Below are 17,118 nucleotides of genomic sequence, written 5' to 3'. Positions count from 1 at the left end.
CCGGAGGTGCGGGATGCGGGCGCTGGTGGTGGAGGACGAGTTGCGGCTGGCCGCGGGCCTGCGCAACGGTCTGGAAGCCGAGGGGTACGCCGTCGACGTCGCGCTGACCGGGACCGACGGCCTGTGGTTCGCCCGCGAGTACGGGTACGACGTCCTGGTGCTGGATCTGATGCTGCCGGAGATCGACGGCTTCGAGATCTGCGCGACGCTGCGGGCCGAACGCGTCTGGACCCCGATCCTGATGCTGACGGCCAGGGATGCCGAAACCGACCAGGTCCGGGCCCTCGACACCGGAGCCGACGACTACCTGACCAAACCGTTCTCGTACGCCGTTCTGATCGCCCGGTTGCGAGCACTGGTCCGGCGCGGTGGCGTCGAGCGACCGGCGGTGCTCGAGGCCGGTGAACTCCGGATGGATCCGGCGGCGCGGCGGGCCTGGCGCGGTGAGGCCGAACTGGTGCTCACGGCGCGGGAGCTGTCGTTGCTGGAGTTCCTCATCCGGCGGCAGGGCGAGGTCGTGTCCAAGCGGCTCATCCTGGATCACGTTTGGGACTACGACTTCGAAGGCGACCCGAACATCGTCGAGGTCTATGTCCGGCGGCTGCGGACCAAGCTGGGCGACGAGTCCATCGTGACCCTGCGGGGCGCCGGTTACCGCCTGGCCGAGTGGTGAGGGCGGCGCCGTGCGATTCAGGGTGACTTTGCTGGCGGTGCTGGTGGTCGGCATCGCCCTGGTGGCCGGTGGCTCGGTGCTGGTCGCGCTGCTCGGTTCTGCCCTGACTGATCAGGTCTGTCAGGACGCACGCGCCCGGGCGGCGCAGCTCGCGGCGTCGCCGTCGGCCGCCAGTAGGCCGGTCTCGACCAGTCGCGAAGTGGTGCAGCTGATCGACCGCTCAGGACACGTGATCGGTGCGGATCCGAAGCTTGCTTCGCCCGGGAGCGACTGCGTCGCCGTCGAGCCCCCTGGCTACGGGGAGGACTTCGTCTTCGCGGCTGCATCGATCACGTCCGGGGGCGAGGTCGTGGTGGGCAGGCCATTGGTGGATGTCCTGGACTCGACCCAGTTCGTCCGCCGCGTCCTGGCGGCCGGACTGCCGTTGATGCTGCTGATCGTCGCCGGCGTGACCTGGGTGGTGACCGGCCGGATGCTGGCGCCGGTGACCGCGATCCGGCGCGAGGTCGACGAGATCACCGCAACGGAGTTGCATCGCCGGGTTCCGGCCGGGCGCGCCGACGAGATCGGCCGGCTGGCGACGACGATGAACCGGATGCTCGACCGCCTGCAGCGATCGCACGAGGCGCAGCAACGCCTCGTCTCCGACGCCTCCCACGAACTGCGCTCGCCGATCGCGGCGATCCGTCAGCACACCGAGGTCGCCCAGGCCCATCCCGGGCGTACGACCGTCGACGAGTTGGCCACGACCGTCCTCGCCGAAGACCTGCGCATGCAGTGCCTGGTCGACGACCTCCTCCTGCTGGCACGCTCCGACGAGGCCGGGTCCGAACCTCGGAGTACGCCGGTCGACCTCGACGACCTGGTCTTCGCCGAGGCCCGCCGGCTGCGCTCGGCGACCAGCCTGACGATCGATACCACCGCAGTGTCCGCGGGCCAGATCCACGGCGACGAGGCGGCGCTGGCGCGGATGATCCACAACCTCGCCGACAACGCCGCTAGGCACGCCCGGTCGGCGATCGGCTTCGGCCTCTGTGAGTCCGACGGCGCCGTCGTACTCACGGTCTCCGACGACGGGCCCGGGATCCCGCCGGGCGACCGGGCCCGCGTGTTCGACCGCTTCGTCCGGCTCAGCACTGCGCGTTCCCGCGACACCGGCGGCACCGGGCTCGGCCTTGCCATCGTCGCCGACGTCGTCCGGCGTCATCACGGCACGATCCGCATCACCGGCCCCGCCACCTTCGAAACCCGGCTCCCGAGCCCAGGCGGCCGGGCCTCGCTCGACTGACGTAGGCAGGCTCGTGCAGGCGGAGGATGCCTGGCCTGTTGCGGGCCGGGAGCCTGGTGACATGAGTGAGCCGATGGTCACAGCGCTGGGTCACGCCGGGTTGCGGATCGACGGGCCCGGGGTCCGGGTCCTGGCCGACCCCTGGTTGTCGCCCGGCGGTGCGTTCCTCGGGTCGTGGTTCCCGTTTCCGGACAACGCGCATCTGCTGACGCCGGAGGTGCTCGACGTGGATCTGGTGGTCGTGTCGCACGAGCATCTTGATCACCTGGACCTCGACCTGATCGCGAGTCTGCCCGAGACCGTTCCGGTGGTGGTGCCGCGGTATCCCTCGACCATCATGGAGCGCCGGCTCCGCGCGATCGGCCGGACCCGGATCGTGGTTCTCGACGCCTGGCAGCGGTACCCGCTCAACGACCATGACTGGCTCACCGTGATCCCCGAGCAGTGCCCGATGAGTCACGATTCCGCCGTACTGTTCATGATCTCCGGCCATAGCGTGATGCACACCAACGACGCCCGGATCTCGCTCGCCCAGGCGCGCCGGGCGATGACCGAGGTCGATGGCCAGCTGGACGTGATGGGTGTGCAGATGTCCGGAGCGAGCTGGCATCCGGTCCGGTACGAGTACGACGAGGTCGAGCGGGAGCGGATCTCCACGATCAAGCGGGTCGGCAAGTTCAAGGCCGTCACGCGTCTGGTCCGTCAGGTCCAGCCCCGGCTGGTGATGCCGTACGCCGGGCCGCCCTGCTTCCTCGACGACGACCTCTTCGAGCTGAACAGCGGTCTGCATCCGGGCGGGATCTTCCCGGACCAGGGTGAGGCGCTCGCCTGGCTCGCAGACCGGATGCCCACGCAGCCGGGAGCCCGCCTGCTGCCGGGGGATCGCATCGCGCTCGACCGGCTCGAGGTCGTCCGCGATCCGCACTGGGATGGCTTCTCACTCGACTCCGGCCCCGACGAGCGGCGACGTTATCTGGCGGACTACGCCGCCCGTCGGCGGCCGGCCATCGAGGCCGCCTGGGCCGCGAATCCCCAGCCGCGGCCCGGGCTGGCCGATCGGTTCAAGACCCACCTGGAATCGCTTGGGACCCTGTCGGAGTACTTCCTGGCCCGGATCGGCATGACGCTGCGCTTCGACGTCACCGGTCCGTACGGCGGAGTCTGGGACGCCCACATCGGTCCAGGCCGGGTGGTCGTCGATCTCGACGGCGGGAACGGGCACGCCGACTACCGGCTGACGCTCGACGGACGCTGGCTGGACGGTGTCGTGACCGGGCGTACCCGGTGGGAGGAACTCCTGCTGTCGTTGCGGTTCGTCGCCCGCCGGCAACCGGATCGCTACAACGACTACCTGGTCGGCCTGCTGAAGCACGCCGATCGTGCCGCGTTGCGGGCGGTCGAGCGGTTCGAAACGGCGCGTGATCCGGAGGAGACCACCGAGATCACCGTCGAGGGCAAGCAGGTCCAGGTGAGTCGCTACTGCCCGCACGCGGGCGAGGATCTCGCCGAGACCGGCGTCGTGGTGAACGGCGTACTGCGCTGCCTCGGACACAACTTCGAGTTCGACCTCAGCAGCGGGAGTTGCCTCAACGCCCGCTGCGACCCGATCGTGGTCAAGCCGGCCGAGGAAGACTACGAAGAGGCCGTCTGACCGGTCACCGGCTGCTGGACATCCGCGAGCCCGAGCACGAACAACGCGGTCACGACGAGGTAGTGCAACGTACGGCGCACCGTCGGCCGCTCCAGGTACTCCTGATCGGCCGCGACGCGCAGTGGCACGAGCACGTCCAGGTACCACCGCTCGACGTCGGTCCAACCCTCCGGCGGTACGGCGGAACGCTCGCGGTACTGCAGCTGCGCCGGACCGGTGAGGCCCGGCCGGGCGAGCAGCACCGATCGGCAGCTCTCGGGATACCTGTCGGCCAGCGTGGCGCTCTCCGGCCGTGGGCCGACCAGCGTCATCTGGGCCCGCAGCACGTGCCAAAGCTGGGGCAGCTCGTCGATCGCCGTCCGGCGCAGGAAGGCGCCCAGACGGGTGATCCGGGCATCAGTCGCCGCGGTGACTTCCGGGCCCGAGGCAACCATCCGCATGGTGCGCAGCTTGTACAGGACGAACGGACGGCCGTCCTCGCCGATCCGCGGCTGCCGGAACAGGACCGGCCGGCCGCTGGTCACCAGGATCGAGAGCGCGATGATCGCGAGCAGTGGCGACACGAGCAGCAGCAGGACCGCCGCGACGAGCACGTCCAGCAGCCGGCGCGCCGGTCCGATGGCCCGGCGATGAGTACTCGATGACATCTGTCCCCCCTGGGTTAACCGGTGCCTGCGGCAACGAAGATGGCGGTGAACGCGGTCGCGGCGAGATCGCACTCGCGGTTGTAGCCGGCCGAATCGCTGGGCATCGTCGACGGCGTCATGTGCGTGATGAGCTGGACCCCGCTGCGGTGCCGCTGCACGAGCGACGACCAGAGCGGATTGGCAGAGAGGTCGGGGGCGAGCAGGCTGACGGTCCGGCCCTGGTACGGCTGGCGCCAGGTCCAGATGTCGACCGCCTTCGCGCCGGCGCCAACCGGTACGTCGATATAGGTGGCCGCATCGTCACTTGCCTGACCCGCGGACCCCTGATAGCCGTCGGCGTCGGCCAGCGCCTTGCGCGACTGCAGGATCGTCAGCGACTCCCATCCCTGGGCGCGGACACGGTTCCACGCGTCGGTCTGCGCTTCACGTCGCGTCAGCCCCCACTTGGCGTAGGTGCTGTCTTCCAGCAGTCCGGTGCTGAGGTCCAGCCGGTCGATCAGGCCGGCCCGAAGGTAGCTCTCGACCGCCGCAGCGGTCGCGGCGGGATACTTCGAGCGGACCCGCTGGGCGCACCCTTCCTGGTTCCCTCCGCGCCAGGGCAGGCAGCCGAGCTCCGGTACGACGGCGTCCACCAGAATCTGTTTGCCCGGGGCAACCTGTGCCAGTGCGTCCCGGGCTTGGCGGAGGAAGTCCGTGGCCTGCGGGATCGATCCGAGACCGTCGCCGTACCCGATCTCGTCGGAGATCTTGAAGCCGGCCGTGCCAGGCACCTTGGCCAGTTCGCCGAGGCGGGTGATGGCCTGGCGGAACGCGGCGTCTCCCTCGAGCCAGCGCGCTACCAGATCGGTCTCCCACCAGACGGCAACGCCGCGGTGATGCAGTGCGTCGGCGAGAGCGACGTACTTGTCGTCCGCCGGGTTGGGTGCCGGGCTCACGACCTGCGTCGTACCGGGAGTCGGACGAGGTGGTTGGGACGGGGTGGCCGTATTGGCAAGGCCGGGCGACGCCGCCGACGGGTCGGGGCCTGCCTGGTTGCCGGAACATCCGGCAATCGACAGTACGAGGCAGATCATCAGCGCGGCGCTTTTCACGGCGTTCCTCCGGAGGTCGCGGCGACAGCCGCTCGGTGCCGGGAGGACGAGGGCTTGCTGAGTCGCAGCAACAAGCCGATCAAGAGCGCGTCCGTCGCCAGGTACGCCGTGGTCGACGCGATGGCGGCACCGAGTGCACCGAAGTGCGGGATGAGGAGTAGATCGAGCGCCACAGTGATGACCAGGCCGACGCCCAGGACCAACGAGTTCAGGCCGGGAGTGCCACGCCCGTAGAGATAGGCGCTCGCGATCCCGGAGCCGCCGGCCAGCACCATCCCGGCGACCAGGACGCGGGCCGGTGTCACGGCGGGGCCGAACGATGCGCCGTACAGGATCCGCATCACCGGCGCGGCCAGCAGCGCGACCGGGATGGCCGCGATCAGGACGCCGACCAGAGCCGGCCGGACCATCCGCCGTGCCACGGTCGCGGCCTCACTCGGTTCGAGCTTGGCCAGCCGTGGATAGAAGACCCAGGTCAACGCCGTCCCGGGAAGTCTGAGCAGTTCGGCGTATTTGGACGCGACCGCATAGGCACCGAGGACGGCCGGTCCGGCCATCGCGCCGAGGACGGCGAAGTCGAGCCGGAGGTTGAGCAGTGTGATCAGTCCGCCGACCTGTCCGCGGAGTCCGTAGGAGGCGACCTGCCGGCCGAGAGCCCGATCCGGCCGGCCCCACCAGCCTCGCCCGTCGCCGGCGAGGCCGAGGCGCTTCCATCCGAGCCGGCGGCTGACGCGTCGCCAGCCGTCGACCGCGACTGCGACGTCTGCCAGGCCGAGACCGATGATGATGGCGGCGAGGCCGTGCACGCCGGCGATCAGCGGCAGGACGTAGCAGGGCAGGAAGGCGAGCTCCTCGGCCGCGATCACGACGTCGCCGCCATGCCGGTCCTCCAACCCCTGCAGGGATGTCTTCGCCAGCGTCAGCAGCAGTTGGGTCGGCACGGTGGCACCGGCGGCCGCGATCAACCAGACCGGTTCGCTCGGGAAGAAGACTCTGGCGAGCAGCGGCGCCGCGGCCAGCCAGGCGATCGTTCCCAGCAGGGCTCCGGCGGCACCGATCGCCATCAGGGTCGGCCACAGCCGCGGCAGTTCACGCCGCGGTTCGGCCAGGAAGTACGCCAGTGCGCCGGGCAGTCCGAGGACGCACAGCACGCCGACCAGACCAGGGATCATCCGGAGCAGCGCATACTCGCCGACCGCGGCAGGTCCACCGATCCGGGCGACGAGGACCGTGGCGAGAGTCAGTCCGAGCATCGCCAGGAGCCGCGCGGAACAGTTCGCTATCACTGTTCGGATCAGCTCGCCGGAGCGCAGTCGCGGCCGGATCATGAGGACTTCCTCTGCTCGTCCTGCATGGCCAGCACCAGCGCCGCGACCAGCCCGAGCCAGGTCCACAAATGCCGGAAATGAAGCACCTCGTAGAAGCCGGCCGCCGTGGCCATCACCGGCCCGATGATGGCCAGCAGCCAGGGTCTGGGCACCAGTTCGGCATAGGCCTTCGGCAACGTGCCCACGACCAGCCGGATGCAGCGCACCAGGACGGCGACTCCCAGCAGGAGCAGCCCGATCGCACCGATCAGTCCACGCTCGAGCAGCGTCGCCAGGTAGTCGTTGTGGGCCTCCTTCACGTACGGCGCCTGGGTCGCGGCCAGCGTGGCTTTCGTCCTGGCCGGACCGAAGCCGGCGGCGTCGCCCTCGAGGAACAGGTTCGTTCCTTCACGCACGATCGTGGCACGTTCATGGCTGGAGTTCCCGCTGCGGCCGAAGGAGTCACGCAGCAGTGGGACACTGCCCGCGGCCTGCTCACGGATCTGCCCGAGGTCGACCCGGGGCATCACGAAGGCGATCACCAGGCCGGCGAGCAGTGCGGTGGCGGCGAGCGCGGCCAGGCCCGCCAGCGGGCCCTGCCGGCGATACACGGTCACCGTGAAAGCGAGTACCAGACCGACCAGGAGGGTGAGCATCGCGCCGTTCGAACCGGTGAAGCCGATCGCAGTGAGCACCACCATGTAGCCGAGGCGCCGGACTCCCGGCGACCGTGGATGCTGGCACGCCGCCATCACGAACAGCGAGATGACCAGATAGTTGCCGGCCAGGTTCGGGTCGCCGAACGTGTACGACGCCCGGACGCCGTCCTTCGCCGAGACGCCGGTGAGCGCATTGATGCCGACCAGGTAGGCAACCGACATCACGGCCGAGTACACGACGGCTGTCCGGCACCAGGCCAGGGTCACCGCTCCCACGATCGCGAGATTGTGCCGGCCGAGCGCCAACGACACCGCCCAGGCAAGCAGCAGCAGATCCTGGATCAGCACCAGGGCGGCGCCGACCGGTGCGTCGGTGACGAACGAGGCGAACGCCCCGCCGAGAACGAGGCCGGCGACGCCCGCGATGTACGGCAGTTTGATCGGCAGTTGCTCACGCACCGCCCAGAGCACGGCCAGCACGATGCAGAGCATGATGCCGAGGTCGGCCGGCGCGGTGTTGCCCGGCCCCGCGGGCACGAGGAACGGGAGCAGGCAGGTGGTCAGGCCCATCATCGCCGCGAGCAGATCGCCGCGGGGGCGCGCCGGGATGCCGATCCCGTCGGTGCGGTCCGCAGTCTCAGTCGTCGTCATCGCGTGGGCCCCCCAGATCGTTCGACAGCGGCCAGTACGGCAGGTCCGCCAGCAGATCGAGGTGCGACCCGGCGAACTCGTCGTCGTTGGCGGTGGCCGCGATCTCACCGAGTCCGGCGAGGGCAGCGCCGTACCAGAGAGCCGACGGCAGGCCGAGGGCGTCGACGCCGGTCCGTAGGTAGAGGCGCACGACGTCGGGCAGCCAACCCTCTTCCAGCAAGCCGTACCTGATGCCCGCGCCGAATCCCGTGCGCTTGAGCCCCCGATGCCCGCGCACCTGGTGTGCGGGGCGGGTGTGGCGGTCGATGTAGAGGCAGTAGCTCAGTGCGAACCGGACGAGGTCGCGCAGCGGACAACCTGCCGGGCTGCCGCTCTCCCAGTCGACGACGCCGGTGACCGCGCCGTCGCGGACGAGCAGATTCCCGAACCAGTAGTCGCCGTGGACCATCGTGCGCGCGACGCGGTAGCTCTTCAGTTGGCGATCCGCCGCCCCGAGGCGCACCTGAGCGGCCTCGAGCCGGGGATGCCTGGACCAGCGCTCCCGCATCGCCCCGGACATCTCGGCCGCCCAGGTGATGCGGGCACGCTCGCCCGCGGTCGCGGTCTGGAAGTGCCGCAACCAGCCGCCGGCCAGTGCGAAGTCCTCGGCGACCAGCCGCGGCCTGGTGGTGTGCCGCCACCGGTGATAGGCGACGCTCATCGGGGTTCCGTGCACGACCGTCGACACGAGAGCGGGCAGGCCGTCGCCGTCCAGCGTCTCGAGGTAGCGGGGGACTGTCGGCTCGAGGCCGGCCAGTTCCGCGTCCCGGAGCGCGACCAGCATCCGCGTCTCCCGCGTGATCGCCGAGGCCGCCGCCACGGTGACCGGGATCTTGATGGCGACCGGGCCGGCCGGGCCGTCCACGTAGGTCCCGGCCGGTGGCGTCACGACGAAAGTGCGCTTGGCGTCCGGATCGCGTGAGGTGGCGAGCAGGACGCCCCTGCTGCCCGGCGCGAACAGCAACTCGTGCACCGACCGGGGATGCGGAATGAACGGTCTGGGCAGCTCGGTCATGGTCGCCTCCCGATGACGACACGAGCGGGCGCGCCGGCTCCGGTCCAGCGCCACGGCGCGATCCTGGCCAGGCCGAGCAGTGCGGACGCGGGCAGCGCGGTGAGCGCGAGCCCGGGTGGGACGGTGGCGACCGCGGTCCAGAAGTGCCGGACCGCCTCCTCGACATCGTCGATGACGACCATCGGTCGGCCGAGGCTCGGGAGTACGACGAACTCCCGCTCCACCACGACACCGAGTCCGCGCGCCAGTCGCCGGAGGCGGCGTCGGCTGAACGGATGCTGATCCATCAGGACCACCGGCAGCTCAGGGTGTAAGAGCCCTGCCGTCACCGGTCCGGTCCGGATGTCGATCTCGACCGTGCCAGGTGGACACAGCTGCAACCAGGGCGACAGCACCGCCCTGACCTGGTCAGCCGCCGGGGCGCTGCTCACGAGGCCACCAGCTCCGCCCGGCGATGGCCGGAGTACACCTGGTCGAGGACCTCGGCCAGCCCTTCCGCGTCAAACGTGCTGCCCGCCGAGATCCGGCCGCGCCCCGCCAGCCGGTCGGCCTTGGCCGGGTCGTCCAGCAGGTCGTCGATGGCATCCGCGAGGAGCTCCGGACGCCCAGGCGGAACCAGTACGCCGCTCTCGCCCGGCACCACGAGATCCGGTACGGAGTTCACCGCCGTCGCGACGACGGGAATGCCGCAGCGCATCGCCTCGACGACCGCGCAGGGCAGCCCCTCGTAGCGACTCGCCATCGCGAACACATCGAAGGCGGGCAGCAGGCGCGCAACGTCGGATCGCTCGCCGGCGAAGACGAAGCGAGTCGACAGTGCCGCGCGGCGAACGAGCTCGGCGGCCTCCCGATCGCCGGGACCGGAACCGATCCAGACGGCCATGGCCTCGGTGTGCCGAAGCGCGGCCACCGCGGCGATCAGGTGCTCCGGCGCCTTCTGATAATCGATTCGTCCGACGGTGCCGACCAGCGGCGTGTCCGGCCCGATGCCGAGCTCGGCGCGTGCTGCCGCCCGCGATGCCGCGGTCTTCGGCACGGTGACCGCCTCCACGACGGGAGCGATCGTCCTGAGCTTCGACGGCGTGGCGACTCCCCGTCGCAGGGCCTCGGTCGCGACTCCGCTGCCGATCGCCAGCACGGTGTCGGTGATCCGTGCCAGCCGGCGCTCGATCGCGATGTAAGCCCCACGGCGCAACGGATTCTGGAACTCATGGAACGGAAAGCCGTGGTAGGTGTGGACGATCTGGCCGACCGATGCCCGGTGGGCCGCCAGTCGGCCGAGTGCACCGGCCTTCGCGCTGTGCGTGTGGACGACGTCGTACTTGCCACTGACGCACAGTTCGGTCAGCCGGCGTAGCGCTCGGCGGTCGTCGCGAGGCGATAGCGGGGACACCAAGGACGGTTCGATCAGGACCCGCAGGCCCGCGGCCTCGGCGCGATCCGCCAGCGGACCGCCTTGCCCGGTGATGATGGTGACGTGGTAGCGGTCAGGGTCGAGCGGCAGGACGCCGCGCAGGGCGACACCGCCCGCACCCGCGATGAACCGGGTGACGATCTGAGCCACCTCGATCCGTTCAGAGCCGGCCATCAGCGGACCCGGCCTGTCCGGACACTCGCCAGTGGATGCTTCAGCAGCTCGGCCAGTCCGGGGCCAGGCTCGCGCCCGAGCTGCAGTTCGATGCACGGCAGGCGCTCGGCCAGCGACATGGCGATCTGCTCGACGGGCGGATGCACCGGCCCGCATCCCGTGGCCGACCCGACGACGGCGGCCAGCGACCAGAACCGCCGCAGCTCCCCGGCGGAATAGGTGCCGGCCACGATTCCGCGCGCAGCCTGCTGGACAGTGAGGGGCCGGATCTGAGGTGTCTCCTCAGTTCCCCTCCTGAGTACGACGATCAGCTCGGGCGGGAGCGATCGGACCCGACGGGTCCACGCCTGCTCGCGTCGTCCGTGGAATGCGCGCCGGCCGTCACCGGTCAGCAGTCGTAGCGGCTCGGCGACGCCGTACGCCGTGGTTCCATCGCACACCGCGAGGTTGTCGCAGGTTGCGCGGGCGCCGTCGGCCAGCGCCCGCGAGACGAGCGTCGACTTCCCGACGCCGCCCGGGCCGGCCAGCAGGACGCCGACGCCTCCGACCTCGACGATCGACACGTGCAAGGGCGCGAACCCCCGCAGCATCGCGAACCACAATGCCGGGTAGTGCAGCAGCACCTGGCCGCGCAGCGCGTGCTGGCGGGCGGGCAGGAGCCGGGCCGCCGCGAGTTCGCGGTACGACGGCCGCCAGCGACAGGTGACGCGCAACCCATCGACGTCGACGCACCACCGCTGGTCGAAGCCCGACCCACCGACACTCTCGAGCACGACCTCGCCGCTGTCGTTCGCCCAGGCGCCGCGGGTGATCGGCTCGAATCCACTCGTCCGGAACGGCTCGCGGCTGTCCTCGACCGACAGCACCAAGGCGGCCCGGTCGGCGCTCGCGAGCCTCGCCCGCCCGTGTCCACCCGCTGCGGCGACGATCGAGCGTACGACGTCGTCCGAGCCGTGCACTTCGACCCGCTGACCCGCGGTGTCCAGCAGTTCGGAACTCATGACAACCAGCCGAACCGCCGCCTGGCCGGACCGTGGACGAGGCCCAGCACGGGCCAGCGCACTGCCTTCAGTACGTCGTCGAGATCGTCGAGCCGCCGCAGCAGGACCGTGCCGCTCGACACCACCACGACGCCGGCCGTCATCTCGTCCTGCGGAGTCACCGCCGACAGGCCGGTGAAGCGGACGTCGGAGAAGGGCGCGCCGCCCGCCTCGTCCAACTCGAACAGATGGCTGTTCTCGTCGAGACCGGGCGGTGTGTTCGACGGGCTCTTCAGCTTTCGCGGCGCCAGCGGGGCATGGCCGGACAGTTCGAACAGCAGGTGGCCGACGGTGTCTTCGTCCGGGTCGTCCGCGGGCATCAGGACGACCGCGTCGACGCCTTGCCGGCGGGCGGCGAGCGCCATCGTGTTGCGGAGTGAGGCGAGGTCCTCGGTCGCCTTGCCGAGCACCGGCGCCTGCAACATCCTGGCCAGCGCCCGGATGCCGTTCACGCGCGGCCGCATCGTCTCGAGAACGGTCGCGACGGTCAGGCCGAGGACCAGGCCGAACAGCAGGGCGAGGGCGAGCTGCGGCAGGATCGACGTCTGGACCTGACGGATGTCCGGCTTGTTCCCGACCAGGACGACCTGGTCCCGGGTCGCGTTGTCGACCGCCAGCGTGGCGCGTTGGGCGGTGAGCTGGGAGAGCAACTGGTTCGCCGACTGGATCTGTGCCCCGAGGTCGGCGCGCGCCGTCACGTCCGCGATGCCACGCAACTGTCCGACCAGTTTGTCGCGCTGCGCCGTCGCGGCCGCGATCTGGTCGTCGAGCTTGGCCGTCGAGTCCTGGAAGGAGGATCGGTCGCCGTCGTTCATGAACAGCGCCACCCGGGTGGCCAGCGCCGACACGATCTTCCCGGCGGCGATCGGGTCGTCGTCGGTGACGCTGAGCTCGACGATCGACGACTCACCGAGCCGCTGCGCCGCCACATGCGTGGCGGCGAACTCGTTGACGTCGCGCTGCCCGTCGGCCGCCATCAGCGCCGTCTGCAGCAGGCTGGGCGTGGTTGCGAGGGCCAGCACCCTGCTGCTCATACCCTCGGCCTCGGTCGCCGACTTCGGGGCGCCCGAGATGACCTGCAGGCGCAGCGAGGCGACGGACGGATCCGGTCGCTGCGCGGCCAGTATCGCTGCCACCGCGACCGGCAGGAGCATGCACACCAGGATGATCCCCAGGTGGGCCCGCACGATGCGGCGGAACATCTCTTCGATCGTCATCGTCGTACCCTTCGTCCGTTGCTGGGTTGCGTCACTACGTGACCTTCACCTTCTTGGTCGCCGTGTCGGACAGACCGACGGTGTCGGTGACGGTCACCTGGACCGTGTACATCCCGGCGGCGCTGTAGGTGCAGGTGGTCGTCGGAGTGGTCTGCGGCGGCTTCGCGGCACCGACGCCGCAGTTGAACTGGTAGGTGGCGATCGGGGACTTGTCGACACTGGTGGAGCCGGACGCGTCCGCAGTGATCGGCGCCCCCCGGCTGACAGTCGTCTTCGACAGCGTCAGGTCCGCCGTCGGTGCCACGTCGGCGAGGATCTTGACCTTGGTCGTGGCACGGCTGGTGACAGCATCGGTGTCCCGCACTGTCACCGCGGTGGTGTAGGTGCCGGCGTTCTGGTAGGTGCAGGTCGTGGTCGCCGTCGTCAGCGCCCCGGTCGTCTGCCCGTTGCCGCAGTCGAAGGTGTAGCTGACCAGCGGCCTGCCGTCGGCGTCGGACGACGCGGACGCATCCAGCACCACTTGCTGGGGCCGGTAGGCCTGGCTCGGGGTGGCGGTGATCCGCGCTGTGGGCAGACCGTTCGGCTTCACGACGATCGCCGGGCCGGTCCAGGTGTCGCTGACGCCGGCCGAGTCGGTCACCGTGACCGTCGGTGCGAAGGTTCCGGCCGCCGTGTAGTGGCACACCCCGCTGGGCTGCGTCAGGACGGTCCCGTTGCCGCAGACGATCTGGTACGACGTGATCGGAGCACCGAGTCCCGCGCTGGCCGACGCGTCCACCGTGACGTCCAACGGCGCGAACCCGGTCGAGGGAGTCACCGTGGCCACAGCGGCCGGGCCGGCGAACTCGTAGGCACCGAGGTCGGCGTAGGTGATCGGGCCGACGCCCGTGTTCGCCACGGCCGGATCGTCGGACGGCGCCTTGCCGTCCTTGTCCGGAGAGGTCCAGCCCACGGTCGCGGTGTCGGCGGTGTCGATCGCCGGCGACGAGCTGCCGAGGTGGAGGTTCCGGGCGGTGAGGTCCTTGAAGCCCGGGTTCGCCGCCCGGCCCGCGGCTTCCTGCCCACTGACAGTCTGGAAGGCGGCCAGCGTGGTGTACGGCTGTGACGCCCACTCGAACAGCGGTCCGCCCGAGGTCTGGAAGACGAGATCCCGGTTCAGCGTGGTGCCCGCGCTGGACGACTCGTCGACCCGGATCTCGCCGATCGTCCGGGTGCTTCCGATCGCGTTGTCCATCGTCACGTTGTCGCGGCTGACGGCGCCGCTCGACCCGCCCTCGAAGTTGATCCCGGCGGTCGCGTTGCGGACCACCGTGTTGGCGATCACGATCGAGCCCGGGGCGTTCGAGTTGTCGATCCCGTGGTCGTTGTTGTCGTAGACGACGTTGCGGCGGATCGTCGTACCGGTGGAGCCGGTGTAGGCCTCGATGCCGGAGTCGTCGTTGCCGTAGGCAAGGTTGTTCTCGACCAGCACCTGCTGGGACGCCGAGCTGACGTCGATACCGGTGGCGACCCGGGCGCCGAGGCGCTTGTTCGCGTACGTGGTGACACCGGACACGGTGACCCGCGTGCTGCCCTGCACACTCACGCCGTGGAAGTTGTTGTCGTGCGTGATCGAGGAGCGCAGTGCGGAGTCGGTCGAGCTGAAGAACCTGACCCCGATCGACACGTTCGTCGCGGCCTGGATCCCGTCCGCGGTGACGTTGCTCGAGGCATCGACCGTGACGCCCTGGGCGCCGGACTGGGCCACGTCGAGCGTGCTCAGCGCGGTGCGCTGGACCCGATCCAGATAGACGCCGGTCAGGTTGGTCTGCCGGACCGTGAAGCCGGTGACGCTGACGTCGGTGACCTGGCGGAGCAGGATCCCGAAGCTGCGGGCGCCGGCCGAGATCGTGTGGCCGGCCGCGGGGTTGGTGCCACCGGTGTCGACGTACAGGGTCGCCGTCGGTGTGTCGTAGAACCAGCTGCCCGAGGTGGTCGTGGTCGCGCTCGCCGCCTTGGCCAGCGGCTGCCCGTCCAGGAACACCTGGGCCGGAACCGGGGTGAAGGCGTGCTTCCAGGCGGTCGTCGTGGTCGTGGTCCAGCCCGCGGCGTCGGATACGTCGTTGGTGCCGAGGATCACCGCGGACGGCGTGGTCGCGCGCAGCGTGATCGGTGCGCTTGCTTCACCGCTGGACGCGATCTGCACCTGTTCGCGGTACTGACCCGGACCGACCAGGGCGGTGTCGCCGGCCAGGAGTTTGCGGGTGGCCGCACCGATGGTGCAGAACGGTGTCGCCGTCGTGCCGGGACCGGTGTCGGTGCAGGCCGGGCTGGTCTGCTCGACCGAGTAGGTCTGCAGAGTCCTGGTGCTCACGACCTCCTGTGCCGTGGCGGTGTCGGTCAATCCGGCGCCGTCCTTGACGGTGACGGTGACGGCGTACGTACCCGGACCGGAGTACCCGTGGACGGCGGTCGCGCCGGACTGTGGGCCGACGATCGTGCCGTCACCGAAGTCGAAGGTGTACGACGCGATACCGGTGGTGTCGGCGTCGCTGGAGCCACTCGCGTCGGCGGTGACCGGAGTCGCCGGCGGCGTGGTCACGGCGGCCGGATCGACCACGAGGGCCGCGTGCGGCGCGTAGTCCGTGGTGCCGGCGACGGGCTGGAACTCCAGCGCTCCGCGGTCGGCGTACGCCGGGCTGCCACTGCCGGTGTCGGGCACGATCGGGTCGTCGGCGAGCGCGTTGCCCGCGGGGTCGGTCGCGGTGAAGCCGGTCGCCGCGGCGTTGGCGGCGTCGACCGCGGCCGAGCCGCCGGTGAGCCGGAAGTCGGCGGACCCGGCGTCGGCGAAGTCGGGATCCACGGACTGGCCGTGGCTCTCCTGGCCGGTCGCGGTGGCGAACGCGGCCAGCGTCTTGTAGATCGTCCCGTTCACCTTGGTGGACGGCGCGATGCCGTGGTTGAACGCGGTGTCGTAGTCGGCGGTGAAGCCGGAGAACGAGCCGGCGTCGACGAACAGGTCGTACTCCGTCGCGGTCGTGCCGTTGTCGACCAGCAGGTTGTTGGTCACGGTCGCGCCGGTCGAGTTGCCCTCGACGGAGATCCCGTCCCGCCGGTTCCCGTACGACGTGTTGTTGACGTATCGGACGCCGGTCGACGTCAGCGTGTCGAAGCCGTGATCGCCGTTGCCGTAGGAGATGTTGCGGACCACCACGGCCCGATGCGAGGAGCTGTACACCTGGATCCCGCTGTCCTGGTTCTGGTAGGTGACGTTGCCGCTGATGGTGTTGTCCGGCGAGCTGGTGTTGACGTCGATCCCGACCGCGGTGGCGTTCGGGTTCACCGAGGTGTTCGCGTACGTCGTGTTGCCCGTGATCAGGTTGTTCGTCGACGTGGACAGACCGATGCCGTGCAGGCCGTTGTGGTGGCTGCTGGATCCGGTCACGGTGACGCCGCTGGAGGCGGACAGCCGGATGCCGGTCGACAGTGAGTTGTCCACGGCGGCCGCGCGGATGGTGATGGAGCTGTTCGGGCACGTGTCTACCAGGATGCCGTTGCTCGCCGACTGCGACGCGGTCACGTGGTCGACGGTGATCGCCGACGACGACAGCAACCGGACGCCGGCCAGGTTCGGCCGGTTCAGCGAGAGGTTGCTGATGACAACGTTCTGCCGGCTGCTCGTGGTGACGCCGAAGGACTGCGCGCCGGCCTCGATCAGATGACCGTCACCGGGGTTTGCGCCGCCGGTGTCGACGTACAGGACCTTCGCGGTGGCGTCGTAGAACCAGCTGTTCGGCGTGGTCGTGGTGGCCGAGGTCGCGGCCGCCAGCCGCTGGTCGTCGAGGAACACCTGGCGCGGCACCGACGGCGGTGCGTACGGCGTGCTCCACGCGCTGGTGCTGGTCGCGGTCCACAGTGCGGCGCCGCCGAGCGCCCGGGTCCCGAGCACGACGACGCCCGGCGCGTCACCGGTCACGGTGATCGGATCGGTGGCCGTGCCGGAGGCGTTGACCGTGACCTGCTCGCGATAGGTGCCGGGGGCAACGTGAACGGTGTCGCCGGCCACGATCGCCTTCTTGGTTCCGGCCGAGATCGTGCAGAACGGAACGGCCTGGGTGCCGGCGCCGGTGTCGCTGCAGTTCGCCGCCGTGTTGTTCACGTAGTACCCGGTGCCGGCCGCCACAGCGGAGGTGGTGGTGACCACCACCAGGCTGGAACCGGCGAGAACCATCGCCACCCCGCCCGCCAGCCTCTTGAGCCGCTCGTTCATGAT

General features: G+C 70.2%; 13 protein-coding genes. 3 read left to right on the top strand and 10 right to left on the bottom strand.

Annotated features, from left to right (window positions below; translation table 11 throughout):
* Positions 1-13: 13 nt before the first annotated feature.
* The 3 genes from ACXC9Q_RS18040 (at position 14) to ACXC9Q_RS18030 (ending at position 3,612) form a co-directional block, all read left to right on the top strand.
* Positions 14-673 carry a response regulator transcription factor gene (locus ACXC9Q_RS18040; protein ID WP_457057723.1) on the top strand — a complete coding sequence of 220 codons (660 nt, stop codon included), beginning with the start codon at positions 14-16 and terminating at the stop codon, positions 671-673.
* Between the two features lie 10 nt (positions 674-683).
* On the top strand, positions 684-1,961 hold the full coding sequence (locus ACXC9Q_RS18035) for a sensor histidine kinase (protein ID WP_457057722.1): 1,278 nt from the start codon (positions 684-686) through the stop codon (positions 1,959-1,961).
* Positions 1,962-2,022: 61 nt separating this feature from the next.
* Positions 2,023-3,612: an MBL fold metallo-hydrolase gene (locus ACXC9Q_RS18030; RefSeq protein WP_457057721.1), complete on the top strand. Its 1,590-nt coding sequence runs from the start codon at positions 2,023-2,025 to the stop codon at positions 3,610-3,612.
* Here the strand turns inward: ACXC9Q_RS18030 and ACXC9Q_RS18025 are convergent.
* The 10 genes from ACXC9Q_RS18025 to ACXC9Q_RS17980 all read right to left on the bottom strand — a co-directional run bounded on the left by ACXC9Q_RS18025 (position 3,594) and on the right by ACXC9Q_RS17980 (position 17,115).
* Positions 3,594-4,259: a sugar transferase gene (locus ACXC9Q_RS18025; RefSeq protein ID WP_457057720.1), complete on the bottom strand. Its 666-nt coding sequence runs from the start codon at positions 4,257-4,259 to the stop codon at positions 3,594-3,596. The two genes, ACXC9Q_RS18030 and ACXC9Q_RS18025, sit on opposite strands and share 19 nt — an antisense overlap.
* Positions 4,260-4,273: 14 nt before the next feature.
* Positions 4,274-5,194 carry a hypothetical protein gene (locus tag ACXC9Q_RS18020; RefSeq protein ID WP_457057719.1) on the bottom strand — a complete coding sequence of 307 codons (921 nt, stop codon included), beginning with the start codon at positions 5,192-5,194 and terminating at the stop codon, positions 4,274-4,276.
* 152 nt (positions 5,195-5,346) lie between these two features.
* Positions 5,347-6,678, bottom strand: a complete 1,332-nt coding sequence (locus ACXC9Q_RS18015) for an oligosaccharide flippase family protein (protein ID WP_457057718.1) — start codon at positions 6,676-6,678, stop codon at positions 5,347-5,349.
* Positions 6,675-7,967 (bottom strand): O-antigen ligase family protein, encoded by a 1,293-nt coding sequence (locus ACXC9Q_RS18010; protein ID WP_457057717.1) that lies wholly within the window; start codon positions 7,965-7,967, stop codon positions 6,675-6,677. The genes ACXC9Q_RS18015 and ACXC9Q_RS18010 overlap by 4 nt, the downstream gene beginning before the upstream one ends.
* Positions 7,954-9,021 (bottom strand): phosphotransferase family protein, encoded by a 1,068-nt coding sequence (locus tag ACXC9Q_RS18005; RefSeq protein WP_457057716.1) that lies wholly within the window; start codon positions 9,019-9,021, stop codon positions 7,954-7,956. The genes ACXC9Q_RS18010 and ACXC9Q_RS18005 overlap by 14 nt, the downstream gene beginning before the upstream one ends.
* Positions 9,018-9,452 carry a hypothetical protein gene (locus ACXC9Q_RS18000; RefSeq protein ID WP_457057715.1) on the bottom strand — a complete coding sequence of 145 codons (435 nt, stop codon included), beginning with the start codon at positions 9,450-9,452 and terminating at the stop codon, positions 9,018-9,020. The genes ACXC9Q_RS18005 and ACXC9Q_RS18000 overlap by 4 nt, the downstream gene beginning before the upstream one ends.
* The gene (locus ACXC9Q_RS17995) at positions 9,449-10,609 is read right to left on the bottom strand and encodes a glycosyltransferase (RefSeq protein ID WP_457057714.1); all 1,161 of its coding nucleotides are present in this window, start codon (positions 10,607-10,609) and stop codon (positions 9,449-9,451) included. Before ACXC9Q_RS17995 ends, ACXC9Q_RS18000 begins: the two co-directional genes overlap by 4 nt.
* Positions 10,609-11,610 carry a hypothetical protein gene (locus ACXC9Q_RS17990; RefSeq protein ID WP_457057713.1) on the bottom strand — a complete coding sequence of 334 codons (1,002 nt, stop codon included), beginning with the start codon at positions 11,608-11,610 and terminating at the stop codon, positions 10,609-10,611. Before ACXC9Q_RS17990 ends, ACXC9Q_RS17995 begins: the two co-directional genes overlap by 1 nt.
* Positions 11,607-12,866, bottom strand: coding sequence for a hypothetical protein (locus tag ACXC9Q_RS17985; RefSeq protein ID WP_457057712.1), 1,260 nt, complete (start codon positions 12,864-12,866; stop codon positions 11,607-11,609). The genes ACXC9Q_RS17990 and ACXC9Q_RS17985 overlap by 4 nt, the downstream gene beginning before the upstream one ends.
* 34 nt (positions 12,867-12,900) lie before the next feature.
* Positions 12,901-17,115 (bottom strand): right-handed parallel beta-helix repeat-containing protein, encoded by a 4,215-nt coding sequence (locus ACXC9Q_RS17980; protein WP_457057711.1) that lies wholly within the window; start codon positions 17,113-17,115, stop codon positions 12,901-12,903.
* Positions 17,116-17,118 lie beyond the last annotated feature (3 nt).

The sequence above is a fragment of the Kribbella sp. CWNU-51 genome (assembly GCF_054073265.1).
The sequence above is the reverse complement of the archived record's forward strand: the minus strand, read 5'-3'. Positions and strand labels throughout refer to the sequence as shown.

Excerpts from the sequence above, each read along its gene's own strand:
- ACXC9Q_RS18040 (WP_457057723.1), top strand. The coding sequence starts at position 14 with ATGCGGGCGCTGGTGGTGGAGGACGAGTTGCGGCTGGCCGCGGGCCTG.
- ACXC9Q_RS18030 (WP_457057721.1), top strand. The coding sequence starts at position 2,023 with ATGAGTGAGCCGATGGTCACAGCGCTGGGTCACGCCGGGTTGCGGATC.
- ACXC9Q_RS18025 (WP_457057720.1), bottom strand. The coding sequence starts at position 4,259 with ATGTCATCGAGTACTCATCGCCGGGCCATCGGACCGGCGCGCCGGCTG.
- ACXC9Q_RS18015 (WP_457057718.1), bottom strand. The coding sequence starts at position 6,678 with ATGATCCGGCCGCGACTGCGCTCCGGCGAGCTGATCCGAACAGTGATA.
- ACXC9Q_RS18010 (WP_457057717.1), bottom strand. The coding sequence starts at position 7,967 with ATGACGACGACTGAGACTGCGGACCGCACCGACGGGATCGGCATCCCG.
- ACXC9Q_RS18005 (WP_457057716.1), bottom strand. The coding sequence starts at position 9,021 with ATGACCGAGCTGCCCAGACCGTTCATTCCGCATCCCCGGTCGGTGCAC.
- ACXC9Q_RS17995 (WP_457057714.1), bottom strand. The coding sequence starts at position 10,609 with ATGGCCGGCTCTGAACGGATCGAGGTGGCTCAGATCGTCACCCGGTTC.
- ACXC9Q_RS17990 (WP_457057713.1), bottom strand. The coding sequence starts at position 11,610 with ATGAGTTCCGAACTGCTGGACACCGCGGGTCAGCGGGTCGAAGTGCAC.
- ACXC9Q_RS17985 (WP_457057712.1), bottom strand. The coding sequence starts at position 12,866 with ATGACGATCGAAGAGATGTTCCGCCGCATCGTGCGGGCCCACCTGGGG.
- ACXC9Q_RS17980 (WP_457057711.1), bottom strand. The coding sequence starts at position 17,115 with ATGAACGAGCGGCTCAAGAGGCTGGCGGGCGGGGTGGCGATGGTTCTC.